The 16,402-nt window shown below is 67.5% G+C and carries 13 protein-coding genes; 10 read left to right on the forward strand and 3 right to left on the reverse strand.

Annotation, left to right across the window (positions count from 1 at the left end; all coding sequences use genetic code 11):
* The first annotated feature begins 45 nt into the window (after positions 1–45).
* Genes AC07O0_RS21180 through AC07O0_RS21190 form a run of 3 tightly spaced genes read left to right on the forward strand, consistent with a single transcriptional unit; the run spans position 46 to position 3,891 of the window.
* Complete coding sequence (locus AC07O0_RS21180) at positions 46–1,485, forward strand: FAD-dependent oxidoreductase (protein ID WP_494625659.1); 1,440 nt, start codon at positions 46–48, stop codon at positions 1,483–1,485.
* 25 nt (positions 1,486–1,510) lie between these two features.
* Positions 1,511–3,166 (forward strand): FGGY-family carbohydrate kinase, encoded by a 1,656-nt coding sequence (locus AC07O0_RS21185; RefSeq protein ID WP_494625660.1) that lies wholly within the window; start codon positions 1,511–1,513, stop codon positions 3,164–3,166.
* Positions 3,163–3,891: an SDR family oxidoreductase gene (locus AC07O0_RS21190; RefSeq protein ID WP_494625661.1), complete on the forward strand. Its 729-nt coding sequence runs from the start codon at positions 3,163–3,165 to the stop codon at positions 3,889–3,891. The genes AC07O0_RS21185 and AC07O0_RS21190 overlap by 4 nt, the downstream gene beginning before the upstream one ends.
* A 38-nt stretch (positions 3,892–3,929) precedes the next feature.
* On the opposite strand, the gene AC07O0_RS21195 is transcribed toward AC07O0_RS21190, so the two are convergent.
* Genes AC07O0_RS21195 through AC07O0_RS21205 form a run of 3 tightly spaced genes read right to left on the reverse strand, consistent with a single transcriptional unit; the run spans position 3,930 to position 6,859 of the window.
* The gene (locus AC07O0_RS21195; protein ID WP_494625662.1) at positions 3,930–5,075 is read right to left on the reverse strand and encodes a serine hydrolase domain-containing protein; all 1,146 of its coding nucleotides are present in this window, start codon (positions 5,073–5,075) and stop codon (positions 3,930–3,932) included.
* A 43-nt stretch (positions 5,076–5,118) separates the two neighbouring features.
* Complete coding sequence (locus AC07O0_RS21200; RefSeq protein WP_494625663.1) at positions 5,119–6,459, reverse strand: NAD(P)/FAD-dependent oxidoreductase; 1,341 nt, start codon at positions 6,457–6,459, stop codon at positions 5,119–5,121.
* Complete coding sequence (locus AC07O0_RS21205; protein ID WP_494625664.1) at positions 6,446–6,859, reverse strand: Rid family hydrolase; 414 nt, start codon at positions 6,857–6,859, stop codon at positions 6,446–6,448. Before AC07O0_RS21205 ends, AC07O0_RS21200 begins: the two co-directional genes overlap by 14 nt.
* A gap of 230 nt (positions 6,860–7,089) precedes the next feature.
* Here AC07O0_RS21205 and AC07O0_RS21210 point away from each other — a divergent pair, with 230 nt between their 5' ends.
* The 7 genes from AC07O0_RS21210 (at position 7,090) to AC07O0_RS21240 (ending at position 16,392) form a co-directional block, all read left to right on the forward strand.
* Entirely contained in the window at positions 7,090–8,226 is a 1,137-nt protein-coding gene (locus AC07O0_RS21210) for an NAD(P)/FAD-dependent oxidoreductase (RefSeq protein ID WP_494625665.1), read from the forward strand.
* A gap of 65 nt (positions 8,227–8,291) precedes the next feature.
* Positions 8,292–9,944, forward strand: coding sequence for a peptide ABC transporter substrate-binding protein (locus AC07O0_RS21215; RefSeq protein WP_494625666.1), 1,653 nt, complete (start codon positions 8,292–8,294; stop codon positions 9,942–9,944).
* A 9-nt stretch (positions 9,945–9,953) separates the two neighbouring features.
* Entirely contained in the window at positions 9,954–10,904 is a 951-nt protein-coding gene (locus AC07O0_RS21220) for an ABC transporter permease (RefSeq protein ID WP_494625667.1), read from the forward strand.
* Between the two features lie 2 nt (positions 10,905–10,906).
* A complete protein-coding gene (locus AC07O0_RS21225; protein ID WP_494625668.1) occupies positions 10,907–11,791 on the forward strand; it encodes an ABC transporter permease in 885 nt (294 codons plus the stop codon).
* 40 nt (positions 11,792–11,831) lie between these two features.
* Positions 11,832–12,731 (forward strand): LysR substrate-binding domain-containing protein, encoded by a 900-nt coding sequence (locus tag AC07O0_RS21230; protein ID WP_494625669.1) that lies wholly within the window; start codon positions 11,832–11,834, stop codon positions 12,729–12,731.
* A gap of 386 nt (positions 12,732–13,117) precedes the next feature.
* A complete protein-coding gene (locus AC07O0_RS21235) occupies positions 13,118–15,235 on the forward strand; it encodes a TonB-dependent receptor (protein WP_494625865.1) in 2,118 nt (705 codons plus the stop codon).
* A 2-nt stretch (positions 15,236–15,237) separates the two neighbouring features.
* The gene (locus AC07O0_RS21240) at positions 15,238–16,392 is read left to right on the forward strand and encodes an ABC transporter substrate-binding protein (protein WP_494625670.1); all 1,155 of its coding nucleotides are present in this window, start codon (positions 15,238–15,240) and stop codon (positions 16,390–16,392) included.
* Positions 16,393–16,402: the final 10 nt, after the last annotated feature.

The following is a 16,402-nucleotide window of genomic DNA, read 5'->3' on the forward strand; positions in this document are numbered from 1 at the left end:
CTCCGCGGCCATTCAGAATATCGCTGAACCTAAGAGGACCTCGTCATGTCGACCGCAACGCCCCGCTTCATCGAGGAGCCGGCGCGCTCCATCCCCGTCTCGGCCGAGTACGACGTGCTCGTCGTCGGCGGCGGGCCTTCGGGCCTGACGGCGGCACTGGCCGCAGCGGAGGACGGTCTGCGTGTCGGCCTGATCGAGAGCCGCAGCTTCGTCGGCGGCAACATGACGATCGGCCTGCCGGTGCTCGGCTTCCTCGGCCAGAAGGGCAACCAGATCATCGACGGGCTGCCGCAGAAGTTCATCGAGCGTCTGCGCCGGGAACGCGACGGCGCCAGCGAGCACCGGCCCTGTCCCCTCCATATGGGCATCACCCTGGTCGAGCCTGAAGCGGTGAAGACGGTCGCGCTGGAAATGCTGACCGAGGCCGGCGTCGATGTGCTGTTCTACACCTTCTTTGCCGGCGCATTGGTTGAGAACGATACGATCCGCGGTGTCATCACCGAGAGCAAGAGCGGCCGCAGCGCGATCCTCGCCAAGGTGGTGATCGACTGCAGCGGCGATGCCGACGTCGCCTACAGTGCCGGCGTGCCGACCGAGAAGGGCAATGCCGAGGGTGGTATGCAGCCGCCGACCTTGATGTTCTGTCTCGCCGGGGTCGACACCGATGCGCTGAGGCTCTCAATCGCCAACGCCCCGCCGGCGGCGCGCACCTATCTCACCGACTTCATCCCGGCCGAGTATTTCGGCCAGAACCACCAGTTCATCGTCGTCGGCATGCGCGAGCTCATGGCCAAGGCCAAGGCCGAGCGCGGGCTGAAGATCCCGAATGAGCGCACGATCATCATCACCGGCCTGAAAAAGGGCGAGGTCTGGATCAACATGACCCGGGTCAAGGGCACGGACGGTACCGACGCCCGCAGCCTGACCAAAGGCGAGATCGAGGGCCGCGCCCAGATCGACGACATCGTCTCTTATCTCGTCGGCTATGTGCCCGGGTTCGAGAAGGCCTATTTCACCAAGACTGCGCCCTTCCTCGGCATCCGCGAGACGCGCCGCATCGTTGGCCAGTACGTGATGACGCAGGAGGATGTGCTCGCCTGCACGCATTTCGACGATGCGATCGCGGTTGCGAGCTATCCGATCGACATCCACCGCCCGGCCGACGATGGCTGCACACTGATCTGGTGCGGCGACTGCTACGACATCCCCTACCGCTCGCTGGTGCCGCAGAAGATCGGCAACCTGTTGGTCGCCGGGCGCAGCATCTCGGCGACGCATGAGGCGATGGGTGCGATCCGCGTCATGGCGACCTGCATGGCGATGGGCGAGGCCGCGGGTCGGGCCGCCAAAATCTCGGTGCGCGGCAATCGCCCGCCCGCCGAGATCGACATCGACGAATTGCGCCGCCAGCAGCTCGAGCACGGCGTCTATCTGCGCAATCCCGATGGCACGCGCGCCGGCTCGCCGAACCGCGCGGCCGCTTGATGCCGGCCGATCGGGCTCTTCGGTCATGAGCGAGCACTTCATCGGCATCGATGTCGGCACCGGCAGCGCCCGGGCCGGCATCTTCACCCGACGCGGGCAGATGCTCGCGGCGGCGAAACACGACATCGCGCTCTACCAGGACGGCCCCGATATCGCCGAGCAGTCGAGCGAAGACATCTGGCGTGCCGTCTGCGCCTGCGTGCGCGAGGCGATGGGCTTTGCCGGGCTGGCGCCGGAGGCGATCGGCGGAATCGGCTTCGACGCGACCTGTTCGCTGGTGGTGCTGGGGGAGGGCGGTGCGCCGCTGCCCGTCGGCGTGCATGGCGATGCCAGCCGCGACATCATCGTCTGGATGGACCATCGCGCGCTCGACCAGGCTGCGCGCATCAACCAGACGAAGCACCCGGTGCTCGCCTATGTCGGCGGCACGATCTCGCCGGAGATGGAGACGCCGAAGCTGCTCTGGCTCAAGGAGCATCTGCCGGCCTCCTATGATGCGGCATGGCAGTTCTTCGACCTGGCCGACTTCCTGACCTGGCGCGCCAGCGGCTCACTCGCGCGCTCGATCTGCACGGTGACCTGCAAATGGACCTATCTCGCGCATGAGGGGCGCTGGGATGAGAGCTATTTCAGGCAGATCGGACTCGGCGACCTCAGCGAGGATGGCTTTGTCCGCATCGGCATTGAGATCGTGCCGGCTGGCACCGCGCTGGGTGCCGGACTGACCGCGGAGGCTGCGGTCGATCTCGGTTTGAAGCCCGGTACCGCGGTTGCAGCAGGGCTGATCGACGCCCATGCCGGCGGTGTCGGCTCCGTCGGGGCCGTCTCGCCGCATGGCACGGCCCTGACCCGCATGGCCTATGTCTTCGGCACGTCGGCCTGCACCCTGGCGAGCAGTCGCGAACCGATCTTCATCCCCGGCGTCTGGGGACCGTATTTCTCCGCCATGGCGCCGGGCCTCTGGTTGAACGAAGGCGGCCAGTCGGGCGCCGGCGCCGCGATCGAACAATTGATCGGCTTTCATCCGGCAGCAGCGGAAGCCCGGGGCCTGGCTGCAGCGGCAGGTCTTTCGCTCCCGGCCTGGCTCGCCGAACAGGCCCTCGCGCGGGCCGGCGACGCATCGGACGCGGTGTTGCTGGCCGAGGGCCTCGTCGTGGTGCCCGATTTCCTCGGCAACCGCTCGCCGCATGCCGATCCCCTCGCACGTGGCCTTGTCGCGGGTCTCGGCATGAAGCGCGACCTTGCGCATCTGGTCGCACTCTATGTCGCGGGCGTGACCGGGGTCGGCTACGGCCTGCGCCAAATCCTGGAAGTCAGCCGCGCCAAGGGCGCCCTCATCGAGGCGGTCGTGCTCAGCGGTGGCGCCGGGCGCGATCCGCTGATCCGGCAAGTGCTGGCCGACTGCACCGGACTGCCGGTGCTGGTGGCCGATGGCGTCGACCCGGTTCTGCTCGGCTCGGCGATGCTCGGAGCGACGGCAGCCGGCGCGTTTGCATCCCTGGACGCGGCCATGTCCGGCATGGCGCCCCGGGCCAGCGTTTACCTACCGGCCGGCGGCACGGTCGCCGGCCTGCACGACAGGCGCTTTGCCGCCTTCGATCATCTCCAGAGAGCCGCGCGAACGGCGCGTGATCTCATGCAAGCCCCCGAGAATCATACAGCTAGGGACCAGACGACGTGACGCAGGAACTGGCCGGAAAAGTCGCGGCGATCACCGGAGCAGCTTCGGGGATCGGTCTCGCCTGCGCGAAGCGCCTGGTCGCCGCCGGGGCGCGCGTCGTCCTGATCGACCGTGATGGCGATGCCCTCTCCCGGGCTTGCGAAGCGCTCGGCCCCCAAGCATCGCCGCTGGTCGTCGACCTGATCGACCCAGCATCGGTCGCCGGCATGATGCCGCGGATTCTCGAAGAGGCCGGGCAATTGGACATCTTCCACGCCAATGCCGGCTCCTATGTCGGCGGGCCGGTCAGCGAGGGCGATCCAGATGCCTGGGACCGCATGCTGAACCTCAACGTCAACGCGGTGTTCCGCAGCGTCCACGCCGTGCTGCCGCACATGATCGCGCGCCGCACCGGTGACATCCTGGTGACCAGCTCGGTCGCCGGGGTCGAGGCGGTCGTCTGGGAGCCGGTCTACACGGCCTCGAAGCACGCCGTGCAGGCCTTCGTCCACACGGTCCGGCGCCAGGTCATCCCGCATGGCCTGCGCGTCGGAGCGATCCTGCCCGGCCCGGTGGTGACCGCCCTGATCGCCGACTGGCCGTCGGAAAAGCTCGAAGCGGAACGCGCCCGCGGCGGCCTGATCGAGGCCGAGGAGGTGGCGGAGGCCGTGCACTTCATGCTGACCCGGCCGCGCACGGTCACGATCCGCGACCTCGTGATCCTGCCCCAGAGCACCGACCTCTAGCGGGATGATGCGTGATCGGCGACGACACGGCGATACCCTCAGAAGCAGCCCGCCAGCGCTGCGAAGAAGGCATCGTCGTTGATTTCGAGGCGCCTGCGATAGCCCGGCTTCGAGCGGGCGCTCAACACGACCACGACGAGGCGCTTGCGCGGGTTGATGTGGATGAACTGCCCGTAGATGCCTTCGGCCTGGAACGTGCCCTTCAGCGCGGGATCGTCGAGCACGGGAACCCACCACATATAACCGTATGGGATGAGCGTCTCGCCGATCCGGTATGGCGTGCCCGCCTCCTCGCGCCAACCCTCCGGCAAGAGCTCCTGCGAGCCGACCCGCCCGTTGTCGAGAACGAATTGGCCGAAGCGGGCATAGTCGCGCAGCGTCGCGTGGAGGCCGCTGCCGGCGATGCCCATGCCGTCCGGGCTCTCGCACCACCACGAGGCATCCGCTTCCATGCCGATCCGCGACCACAGCTTCACCGAGAGATAGTCGGCGAGGCTGGTTCCGCTCGCGCGCTCCAGGACCAGGCCAGCGAGATAGGAATCGCCGGTGTTGTACTTCCAGGAGCCGCCCGGCGGCGTCTCGGCCGGCAGGCTTTCCATGTGCCTGACGATGCCGCCCGGCTCCCAGTTCATCTGGGTATCCATCAGCAGGCGGCGGTCCGAGGTCGGTTCGGTGTAGTCCTCGTTCCAGCGCACGCCGGTCGCCATGCGCAGCAATTGGCGCACCGAGACGCCGGCATAGAGCCCGCCGAGCGGCACATAGCGCGTCACCGGGTCGTCGAGGCTTGCGATCGCCCCCTCGCGCAGCGCGATGCCGTAGAGCGTGGCGGTGACGGACTTTGCCAGCGAGCAGGACTTCCACTGCGTCTGCGGCCCGATGCCGAGCGAATAGCTCTCCTCGATCACGGCACCATCTTGGAGCACCATCAGCCCGGCGACGCGGTTGACCGAGAGATAGTCGTAGAGATCGAAGATCCGGCCGTGATCGCGGATCTCCAGCGGCGGCAGCGTGCGGCCGGCATCGCGAAGCGGGGAGACCGCACCACCCCTTCGCACCACGCGTGACGGAAACCAGCCGGTCTCCTGCGACATCGCCACGACCATCTCGTCCGGCCGCAATGTGCCGTCGTAGTAGCGGCGGATGTGCTCGCGCGCGGCGGCGTCCATGCCGGTCTTCTGCGTCATGGCCGATCCTCTCGAAACCCGTTGCGCGCTGCCATCGTCATGGTCAGAGCGGGGCATGCGGTGCCGAATAGGTGCCGCGCGCGAAACGGTCCAGCTTGAGCGGCGCCAGCATCGCGGCCGGGGTCTCGCCTTTGGCCAGCCGGGCGACGTGGCGACCAACCGCGGGAGCAAGCCCGAAGCCATGGCCGGAGAAGCCGGTGGCGACGATGAGCCCGGCGATCTCGGCCGGTGCGTCGAGGACCGGCAACGCATCGGGCAGGACATCGATGCGGCCGGCCCAGGATTTGACGATCTCGATGCCGGCTGCGCCGGCGAACAGGTCGCGGATGGCAGCGCCGGTGCGTGCCGCCAGCTTGGCGTTGGCGGGGATGCTGGGGCGCCGTGCGACGGCGCGCTTGTGAAGTGGCACCGAGAAGCGCTGATGCAGATCATCGACGAAGGGACGTCCAAGCCGCAGCGAGAAGCCGCTGCCATGGCGCAGCAGCCCCGGCAGGAAGAAGCGGGCGGCCCGGAAGGAATCGAGCGACAGATCGATATCGGAGGTCGAATCGGCCGCAATGATGCAGGAGCCGTCGGCCCGTTGGCGCAGGCCGATGCCGAAACCGCAGAAGCAGGCCTCGCTCAGCGGCGGCAGCGGTGCGGTTAGGGAAACGGTGCTGCGCACGCTCTGCTGTGGGAGCGACAGCCCAAGCGGGGCGAGGAGCCGGTGGCTCTGGGCGCCGGCAGCGCAGACCACGGCGCCACAGCGGATCAGGCCGTGCTCGGTCTGAACGCCGCTGATCACCCCGCCAGCGGTTTCGATGGCGAGCACGCCGCAATCCTCGATGATGCGGACGCCGCGCCTTGCCGCGGCCCGGGCGAAAGCCGTGGTCGTCAGCACCGGCTCGGCCTGACCGTCGGTCGCAGTGTAGAGCGCGCCTTTCGTGTTGCCGCGCAGGGACGGCAGCAGGGTTGTGACCTCGCTGGTGGAGAGCAGCCGGGCCTCGCGAGCGATGTCGCGCGTCTTGTCATGCCAGCCAGCGAAGGCCGCCATCTCCTTCTGCGTCGCCGCGACGAAGACGCAGCCGGTTCGGCGCCAGCCGACCGGGGCGTCAAGTTCGCGCTCGAGCTCGGGCCATAACGCGAGCGCTTCGATGGCGAGCGGCAGTTCCAGCGGGTCACGATACTGCGTCCTGACGAAACCCCAGTTCCGGCCGGATTGCTGCGAGGAGATCTTGTCGGCTTCGAGCAGCACCGTGCTCAGCCCAGCGCCGGCGAGATGAAAAGCGGCGGCGGCACCGATGATGCCGCCACCGATGACGACGACATCGGCCTGCCCGGGGAGGCGATCGGCAGCCGCGATGACGTCGTCGGGAACGTGCGAGCGCAGGCTAAGCATCGACATCGACGATGGCGTCCATGTCCATCTCGACCAGGATGTCGGGATCGAAGAGCCCGGCCTCGACCGTGGTGCAGGCTGGCTTCACCTCCCGGAAGGCCTCGGCGAATACCGCCATCACCGCCTCGTAGTCACTCGCGCGGGCGATGAATATGCGCACGCGGACGACGTCGGGCAGGGTTGCGCCAGCCTGCGCGAAAGCGGCCGCGGCGTTGCGGAAGAGCTGGCGGGTCTGCTCCGCCGCGCCCTTGGCCAGCGTGCTCGTCGCGTAGTTATAGCCGGTCGTGCCCGACAGCATGACGTGTGAGCCGACGATGACGGCACGGCTATAGCTGTACTGCGCCTCGAAGGCGCTGCCGGATGAGATATTGCGCCGGCGCGGCGCCTGCAAACCGATCCCGCTCATGGGTGTTGCTCCGCTGGTCTGTTCGGGCCAAGGCAAGCCCCGACGCGGCGGCGATGTCGATTTCAATAATTGGGGGCGGGGCCCAGGGAATTCGGGCTGCTCGGCGACCCAGCTTTTGAGGTGCCGGCCCCCAATTATTGAAATCGACTGCGGCGCGGCTCGGTGCTGTCGTTGACCCTGCCGGTGGATGGCTGCCGGTTGCCGATGACCGGAAAGCTGGTGCGAGGACGATGCGGGTCGATGTGATCGTTGTGGGCGGCGGGATTGCGGGAGCTTCCGCAGCCCATTTCCTGTCCCGGCACGGCTCGGTCGCGCTGATCGAACGCGAGGAGCAGGCCGGCTATCACAGCTCTGGGCGCTCGGCCGCGCAGTTCACCGTCGGCATCACCGCGCTGACGATGCGGCGCATGGCGCAGGCGAGCCGCGCTTTCCTCGAAGCGCCGCCGCCTGGCTTCTGCGCCCATCCGGTCATGACGCCACGCGGCTGCCTGACGGTCGCGGCCGCCGGCCAGGAGGACAGGCTGGCGCGATTGGTGGAGCGCATCCAATCGGTCGGCGCCCGGGCGGAACGCCTGGATGCTCCCTCGGCGCTTGCGCTGTTTCCAGCGCTCCGGCCGGAGAAGGTCCAGGCCGGCGTCAACGAGCCCGACGCCATGGACATCGATGTCGACATGCTGCTGCAGGGCTATCTGCGCGGCGCCAAGGCGAACGGCGCGACGATGGTGCTGAACGCCGGCGTCGACACCATCCGTCGCGACGCCTCCGGCTGGACAGTGGCCTGGCCCGGCGGCGAGGTACAGGCGCCGCTATTGGTCAATGCCGCCGGCGCCTGGGCTGACGAGATCGCCCGCCTGGCCGGTATCGCGCCGCTCGGCATCGTGCCCAAGCGCCGCACCGCCTTTACCTTCGCGCATCGGCCTGACTACGACGCCCGCGCCTGGCCGCATGTCAGCACTGTCGACTATCGCTGGTATGTGAAGCCCGAGCCCGGCTGCTTTATGGGCAGTCTCGCCGATGCGACGCCGGTCGAACCGGGTGACGCCTACGCCGACGATCTCGATGTCGCGCAGGCGATCGACAATATCGAGCAGGACACCAGCTTCCGGATCGGCCGGCCGCTGAGCCAATGGGCGGGCCTGCGCAGCTTCGTCGCCGATGCCGAACCGGTCGCGGGCATGCGGCCGCAGGAGCCTGGGTTCTTCTGGCTGGTGGGGCAGGGCGGCTGCGGCATCCTGACCTCGCCGGCAATGGGTGAGGTGACTGCCGCCTTGCTCGCCGGGCGCGGATTGCCGGCCGCCATGGTGGAGCTCGGCGTAACCGCCGAAGACCTGTCGCCAGTGCGAAGCAGCTTGCAACGGACCGGCTGAACCGCCGGCCCGGCGAGATCTGACCGAGGCTGAACACAGCCCGGACGCAATGAGGGGAGTTCGACATGGCCGAAATTGGCAATCGCATGAGATTCCACAGCCGGCGCGAGGTGCTGGCGCTCGGCCTGGGCGCCGCTGCCCTGGCGGCTGGCGGGGCGCAGGCGCAAACGCGCCCGCCGCAGCAACCGAAGGGCCAGGTCGTCGCGGGCCTGTCGCAGGAGCCGACCGTCTTCAATCCGCTGATGCCGGGTAGCGAGGTCGATCAGGGTGTCTGGTGGCAGCTCTTCAGCCCGCTCTGGTTCGTCGATCCTGACGGCAAGCTGGTCCCCGACCTCGCCGCCGAGGTGCCGAGCATCGCCAATGGCGGCCTCTCGGCCGACGGGCTGAGCTGGAAGATCAGGCTGCGGCGCGACGCGAAATGGCATGATGGCACGCCGTTCACCGCCGAGGACGTCAAATACACGCTCGACCTGATCAACACGCCCGGCTTCCGGGTACGCAACCGCGTCGGCCACAGCCTCGTGCGCGACATCAAAATCGTGGCGCCAGACGAGATCCATTGGCGCATGGAGAGTGCCTATTCGCCCTATCTTTCGATCTTGGCGCTGACCTTCATCGTCCCCAGGCACATCCTGGAGAAGGCGCCCGATCCCAATACGGCGCCATTCAACGGGGCGCCCGTCGGCACCGGCCCATTCCGCTGGGGCGAACGCGCCGCGGGCGATCACCTGCTGCTGCGAGCCAACACCGCCTATCACGGCGAGGGCCCTTATCTGGAGCGCGCCGTCTTCAAATACATCCCGGACCTGACGGTGCTCTACACGCAGTTCCGCACCGGGCAGGTCGATTATCTCGGCATCGGCGGCATCGCGGCGCATTTCGTCAAGGAGGCGCAGGGCCTGCGCGGGCGGCGCATCTCGCGCTCGCCGACGCCGTTCATCGAGCATATCGCGCTCAACCTCGAATTCGGCCCCTTCGCCGACAAGGCGGTGCGCGAGGCGCTCTATCTCGCCATGAACAAGGCGGCGCGGATCGACGCGCTCTATTACGGCCTGCCGGTGCCGACCGAATCCTTCCTGCCGCGCGAATCCTGGGCCTATGAGGATGGGTTGCCGGCGCATCGGCACGACCCGGCCAGGGCCAATGCCATCCTCGACGCGGCCGGCTGGGCCCGCGGCGCGGACGGCATCCGCCAGAAGGACGGGGTGCGCCTCGAATTCTCCAATTCGACCACGGTCGGCAATCCCGGCCGCGAGCAGTCGCAGCAATTGCTGATGCAGGATTGGCGCGCGGTCGGCGCGGCCCTGCGCATCAACAACATGCCGGGCGCGGTGATCTGGGGCGAGTTCTGGCAGAAGTCGAAGTTCGAATCGGTGATGGTCGGCTCGAACTTCATGATCGGCAACGATCCCGACGTGACGCCGCGCTTCGCCTCGACCGCGATCCCGGCCAAGGCCGGCTCGGGGCTCAACACTTACCAGTACGGCAATCCCGAGATGGACCGGCTACTCGCCGACGGCGCCAGCCAGTTTGACCCGCAGGAGCGCAAGAAGACCTACGGCCGCATCCAGCGCATCATCCGCGACGACCTCGTCCTGCTGCCGATCTACCAGACGGTGATGGCCGAGGGCATCAAGGACGGGCTGCAGGGTTTCCAGCCCAACATCAACTGCTCCTCGAGCTGCTGGAACATGCGGCGCTGGTACTGGGCGGCGTGACCGGTTGAGATGGGTCCGTTCCTCGCAAGGCGGCTCTGGCAGTCGCTGCTTCTCCTTATGATCGTCTCGGCGATCGGCTTTGCCATCCTGCACCTGGCGCCCGGCGGGCCGATGTCGCAATTCGCCCAGTCGGCCCAGATGACGCAGGAGGACCTTGACCGGATCAGCCGCGAGCTTGGCCTCGATCGGCCGCTGCCGGTGCAATATCTCGACTGGCTCCGGCGCATGCTGACCGGTGACTGGGGCCGTTCCTATCGCGACAACGCCCCGGTCTGGAGTGTCATCACCTCGCATTTGCGCGCCACCTTCGAACTGATGGCGGCCTCGACGCTGATCGCCATGGTGCTCGGCTGCGCCATCGGCATCCTCGGCGCGATCCGGCGCTATTCGGTCTTCGACATGGTGGCGACGGTCGGCGCCATGATCGCCTTGTCGATCCCGACCTTCTGGTTCGGCCTGATCGCGATCTATCTCTTTTCGGTGGAGCTCGGCTGGCTGCCGGCCGGCAACCGCCAGACGATCGGCGACGGCTCGCTCTTCGATGTGCTGCATCACATGATCGCGCCGGTCCTGGTCCTTGCCCTGGTCGAAACGGCGGTCTGGGCGCGCTTCACGCGCTCGGCCGTGCTCGACGTGATCGGCCAGGACTATATCCGCACCGCCCGCGCCAAGGGCGTGCCGGAGCAGGCGGTGCTCAGCCGCCATGCCCTGCGCAATGCTTTGCTGCCGCTGATCACGCTGGCCGGCCTGCAGTTCCCGACCCTGCTCGGGGGGGCGCTCGTCACCGAGACGGTCTTCACCTGGCCGGGCATGGGCCGGCTCTTCCTCGATTCGATCGAGTACCGCGACTATCCGGTGGTGATGGGCATCCTGATGCTGTCGGCGTTGATGGTGCTGATCGGCTCGCTGATCGCCGACATGCTCTACGCGGTCGCCGATCCCCGCATCCGGCTGGGCTGACCATGAGTGCAGACGTTTTCCAGTTGCCGATCGAGCCCGAAGGCCTTGGCCGAAAGAGCGCCTGGAGCCGCTTCCGGCGGCACAGGCTCGCCATGGCCGGTGCGGCGATCATTCTTGCTCTCGCGCTCATCTGCTTTCTCGGCCCGGTCGTGCTGCCGTTCGACGAGACCCATATCGACGTGCTCAAGCGTTTCGCGCCGCCCTTGGCAGGTGCGCATCTGCTCGGCACGGACGAGCTCGGCCGCGACATGCTGGCTCGCTTGATGATGGGCGGGCGCATCTCGCTCGGCATCGGCTTTACCGCCATGGCGATCGCGATCGCCATCGGCACCGGTGTCGGCATGATCGCCGGCTATCATGGCGGCGCCATCGGCTCAGCTCTGATGCGCTTCGTCGACGCGATCCTGTGCTTTCCGACGATCTTCCTGCTGCTGGCGTTGGCGGCACTGGTCAAGCCGGGCCTGACCTCGATGGTGCTGCTGATCGCCGCGACCTCCTGGATGAACGTCGCGCGCATCGTCGAGGCGCAGATCAAGGTCCTGCGTGAGCAGGATTATGCGGTGGCGGCGCGCTCCTTCGGCGCCTCGCATCTGCGGGTGATGCTGCGCGAGCTCCTGCCCAACGCCATGGCGCCGATCGTCGTCGCGGCGACGCTCAACGTCGCCCGCGCCATCCTGCTCGAATCCTATGTCAGCTTCCTCGGCTACGGCATCCAGCCGCCGACCGCGAGCTGGGGGAACATGCTGAACAACGCCCAGATCTACCTGACGAGCGCGCCGTGGCTTGCGATCCTGCCGGGAGCTGCCATTACACTGGCGGTGACGAGCTTCAACTTCACAGGAGACGGGCTGAGGGATGCGCTCGACCCGCGCATGGACATCCGATGAGACGGGCGGCCGCGACAGCACCGCGCCCGAGCCCGCGGCCATGACCCGCCGGCTGCCCTCGCTCAATGCCCTGCGCTGCTTCGAGATCGTCGCGGCGCAGCTCAGCATCAAGAAGGCAGCGGCGGCGCTCAATGTCAGCGAGAGCGCTGTCAGCCGGCAGGTCAAGATCCTCGAGGACCAGCTCGGCACGCCGCTGTTCCAGCGCAACCACAATGGACTCGAGATCACCGATGCCGGCCAGCGCCTCGCGCTCAGCGTCAAGGAGGCGTTCGACCATATCGCCGAGGCGATCACGCCGTTCCGCGCCGAGCAGGAGACGGTCACGATCAAATGCCTGCCGACCTTCGCGCTGCGCTGGCTGCTGCCGCGCCTGAAGGCTTTCCAGGAGCGACACCCGCTGGTGAAGGTCAGCGTCCAGACCCGGCTGAACGACATGACGCTTAACGATGCCGACGCCGATCTCGGCATCCGCTACGGCATGGGCAACTGGCCGCTCGATTGCGTCACCGAGCTCTATCCGGAATGGATCCTGCCGGTCTGTGCCCCGTCCTATGGCGGTGGCCGCTTCTCCGGCGCGGACCTGCCCGAGGCGACATTGCTCCATCCGCTGCCCGACCGGCGCGACTGGCGAACCTGGTCCGAGAAGTCGGGGATGCATATCGAAACCCGCCATGGGCTCGATTTCGACGCGCTCGACATGGCGCTGAGCGCCGCCGAGGCCGGGCTGGGCGTCGCCATGACCGACGTCGTCCTTGCCCATGAGGCGATCCAGGACGGCCGGCTCGTAGTGCCGCTGCGCAAGGCCGTGCCGACCGGCATCTCCTATTTTCTTGTCAGGCCGCCCGGCATGCGGCGGCGCCGCGAGGTGCGACTGGTCGACGAATGGATCTGCGACGAGATCTCGGCTGCGCGCGAGCTGGTTGGGCGCTACGCGGCCTGAAGGCGGGCTGCCTCTAATTTTCAGAAGCCCCCTTCCAATAAACGCGGTCGACGCCCGCCGCGCGGGCGCGCTACCGCTTCGCGCGGTTATGAGATGTCGTCGCGCGAACATTCGGGCGGCGACCTCGGTGTGTCTGCGTAAATACATTTATTGAAGTAGTTATAAAGTATTCGTTGCAAATATAGCACGTTATTTTACAATCTACTCGGGTGGCTGCATTGCAACGTCCGCGTGCTTTTCTTTTGATTGCGTGCCGAACAGGGTCTCCGCCGGCTGGAATCGCCTCCGCGGCTGGTTTGGGAGTTTCATAGATGTCGGCAGTTCGTCCCGTAGCGCCGCAGCGTCGTTCTGCTCCATGCGTCGCTACGCGATGCGGAAGGCCCCCGCTGGCGCTGCTGGCGGGCACGGCCCTTGTCATCCTGGCGGCTTCCGCCGCCGCTGCGCAGGAGCGTAATGACCAAGTGCGGCTCGACGAGATCGTGGTCGAAGGTCTTGCCCGCGCCTCCGAGGTGCCCGCACCGTTCGCCGGCGGGCAGGTCGCCCAGGGCAGCCGGCTCGGCCTGCTCGGCAATGCCGAGACGCTGAAATCGCCGTTCAGCACGACAAGCTATACCGGCGAGCTCGCCCGCAATCTCCAGGCCTCGACCGTCGCCGATGCGCTGATCCTCGATCCGTCGGTGCGCAGCTCGCATCCGTCGGGCGGCATCGTCGATTCCTTCAATATCCGCGGCTTCCCGATCGGCGAGGGCAATAGCGGAGAGATCGCGTTCGACGGCGTCTATGGCGTCGCGCCGAACTATCGCGTCTTCACCGACTATGCCGAGCGTATCGAGGTGCTGAAGGGCCCGGCCGCGGCGCTGACCGGCATCGCACCCAATGGCGGGGTCGGCGGCGTGATCAACGTCGTGCCCAAGCGCGCCGAGGGCGATCTCACCCGTGTCGGTACCGAATTCTCGTCGCGGGCCTATGGCGGCGCGACCTTCGACGTCGCGCGCCGTTTCGGTGCCGGCCGCGAGTTCGGCGTGCGCGTCAACGGTTCGCTGCGCGGCGGCGACACGGCCGTGAATCGGCAATCCGAGACGACGGGCATCGGCTCGCTGGCGCTCGACTATCAGGGCGAGCGCTTCCGCAGCTGGCTTTATGCCCTGGCACAGCGGGACGAGTTCGATGCGCCCAATCGTCCGTTCCTGATGACGCGCGGCTTGCGCGTGCCGTCCGCTCCGGGCGGGCGCGAGAATGTCATCCAGCCCTGGGAATGGTCGCGCATCGACGACCGCTCGGTGCTGTGGAAGAACGAACTCGACCTCACCGACACCATCACCGTCTTCGGCAATGCCGGCGGCTCGCAGACCCGGGTCGAGCGCTTCTTCGGCCTGCCGACGATCCTGAACGCCCGCGGTGACACCAGCCACACACCGCAATATTTCGATCTCGGCGTCAGCCGCCAGAGCTATGAAGCTGGAATCCGCGCCCGCTTCGAGACCGGCTTCATCAAGCATTCGCTGACGCTGCAGGCGTCCTATTATCGCGAGACCCTGGAGCGGGCCCTGACGAATGGCACCCCGGTGCTGTCGAACATCTACGCGCCAAGCTGGAGCGCCACGCAGTTTGCGACCCGCGCCGCGCGCACGCGCCTCTCCGACAGCGACCTCACCAGCATCGCGCTGGCCGACACGATGTCGGCCTTTGACGATCGGGTCATGCTGACGCTCGGTGTCCGGCGCCAGTCGGTCGCAACCAACAACTATGCGGCGGGGACCGGCATTCTGACCTCGGCCTATGACGAAAGCGCCACAACGCCGATGGTCGGCCTCGTGCTGCGGCCGCTCGACTACCTCTCGGTCTACGCCAACTATGTCGAGGGCCTGAGCCGCGGCGACGTCGCTCCGACCACGGCGAGCAATGCCGGCGAGACCTTTGCGCCTTACCGCACCAAGCAGTACGAGGCCGGCGTCAAGCTTCAGTATGGCAGCTTCGGCGCCTCGCTCGCCGGCTTCCAGATCGACAAGCCCAGCGGCGAACTAAATGGCAGCCTGTTCTCCGTCACCGGCGAACAGCGCGTGCGCGGGCTCGAGCTCAGCGTCTATGGCGAGGTCACGCCGCAGCTACGATTGCTGGGCGGCGCCTCGCTCCTCGATGGCAAGCTGACCAAGACCTCGGTCGCTGCCAATCTCGGCAACCGGCCGATTGGCGTCGCGCCGGTGCAGCTCAATCTCGGCGCCGAATGGGATGTGCCCTGGCTCAGGGGCCTGACGCTCACCGGGACTCTCGTCTACACCGGCAAGCAGTACATCGACGCGGCCAACGCCCAGTCGCTGCCGGACTGGACGCGGTTCGACCTCGGCGCGCGCTACGCCACCGAGATCGCCGGGCGCAAGACCGTGTTCCGCGCTGCGGTCCAGAATGTCGCCGACAGCAAGTACTGGTCGAGCGTCGCCTCCTTCGGCACCTTCTATGTCGGGGCGCCGCGCACCTTCCGGCTGTCGATGTCGATGGATCTTTGAGCATGCGCTGGGCCGGGCTCAGCGCCGTGACCGCCCTGCGCTGGCTCGCGCTTGCGCTGCTGGCCTGGCTCGCGCTCATGCCGGCGCACGCCATCGCGGACACTGTGACGGTGACGGATGTGGCGGGGCGGCAAGTCTCCGTCACGGTTCCCGTCCGCCGCGTCATCCTCGGCGAGGGCCGGCAGATCCACATCACCGCGGCGCTGGATCGCGATGACCCGTTCGGGCGGATCGTCGGCTGGGGCGAGGACTTCGAGAAGTCCGACCCGGATACGCATGCCGCCTATCTGGCGCGCTTTCCGCAGGCGGCGGCGCTGCCGCGCTTTGGGTCGCCAAATAGTGGCGCCTTCGACATCGAGAAGGCGATCTCGCTGCAACCCGACCTCGTTGTGCTCGGCGCCGAGACGCAGCGCCCGGCCGGAGAAATCCGTCTGGTCGAGCGACTGGCTGCGGCGGGCATCGCGGTCGTCTATGTCGATTTCCGGCATGCGCCCTCGCGCAACACCGAGCCGTCGCTGCGCCTGCTCGGACAGGTCTTCGGGCGAACGGAGGTCGCCGAGGCGCTGATCGCCTTCCGGGCCGTGGAGATCGCGCGCGTCACCGAGCGGCTCGCGGCCGCTGGCCCGCTCGCCAAGCCTCTCGTCATGCTCGACCGGATTCCCGGCTATTCCGACGAATGCTGCCTGACCTTCGGCAATGAGAATTTCGGCGCCATGGTCGCCGCGGCCGGCGGCATCAATCTCGGCAGCGAGCTCCTGCACGGCACCTTCGGGACGATCAATCCCGAGACGATCATCGTGCGCGATCCCGATGTAGTGATCGTGACCGGCGGCAACTGGGAGGCGCTGGCACCGAACGGCGCCTGGGTCGGCCTCGGCCCCGGCGCTGATCTTCGCAAGGCGCAGGAAAAGCTTGCCGCGCTGGCGGCGCGGCCGGCTTTCCGATCGACGAAGGCGGTCAGGACGGGCCGCGTCCATGCGATCTGGCACCAGTTCTATACCAGCCCCTACCAGTTCGTGGCGCTGCAGCGGATCGTGGGCTGGCTGCATCCGGAGCTGTTCGCGGATCTCGATCCCGAGGAGACGTTGCGCCGGCTGCACGAGCGCTTCCTGCCGATCCCTTATCGGGCCGGCTATTGGATCGACCTCAGGCGCTAACGGGAAAGCG

The organism is Allobosea sp. GW821-FHT10B12, from assembly GCF_059415545.1.

Excerpts from the sequence above, each read along its gene's own strand:
- AC07O0_RS21240 (WP_494625670.1), top strand. The coding sequence starts at position 15,238 with ATGCGCTGGGCCGGGCTCAGCGCCGTGACCGCCCTGCGCTGGCTCGCG.
- AC07O0_RS21210 (WP_494625665.1), top strand. The coding sequence starts at position 7,090 with ATGCGGGTCGATGTGATCGTTGTGGGCGGCGGGATTGCGGGAGCTTCC.
- AC07O0_RS21180 (WP_494625659.1), top strand. The coding sequence starts at position 46 with ATGTCGACCGCAACGCCCCGCTTCATCGAGGAGCCGGCGCGCTCCATC.
- AC07O0_RS21225 (WP_494625668.1), top strand. The coding sequence starts at position 10,907 with ATGAGTGCAGACGTTTTCCAGTTGCCGATCGAGCCCGAAGGCCTTGGC.
- AC07O0_RS21195 (WP_494625662.1), bottom strand. The coding sequence starts at position 5,075 with ATGACGCAGAAGACCGGCATGGACGCCGCCGCGCGCGAGCACATCCGC.
- AC07O0_RS21185 (WP_494625660.1), top strand. The coding sequence starts at position 1,511 with ATGAGCGAGCACTTCATCGGCATCGATGTCGGCACCGGCAGCGCCCGG.
- AC07O0_RS21215 (WP_494625666.1), top strand. The coding sequence starts at position 8,292 with ATGGCCGAAATTGGCAATCGCATGAGATTCCACAGCCGGCGCGAGGTG.
- AC07O0_RS21230 (WP_494625669.1), top strand. The coding sequence starts at position 11,832 with ATGACCCGCCGGCTGCCCTCGCTCAATGCCCTGCGCTGCTTCGAGATC.
- AC07O0_RS21200 (WP_494625663.1), bottom strand. The coding sequence starts at position 6,459 with ATGTCGATGCTTAGCCTGCGCTCGCACGTTCCCGACGACGTCATCGCG.
- AC07O0_RS21220 (WP_494625667.1), top strand. The coding sequence starts at position 9,954 with ATGGGTCCGTTCCTCGCAAGGCGGCTCTGGCAGTCGCTGCTTCTCCTT.
- AC07O0_RS21205 (WP_494625664.1), bottom strand. The coding sequence starts at position 6,859 with ATGAGCGGGATCGGTTTGCAGGCGCCGCGCCGGCGCAATATCTCATCC.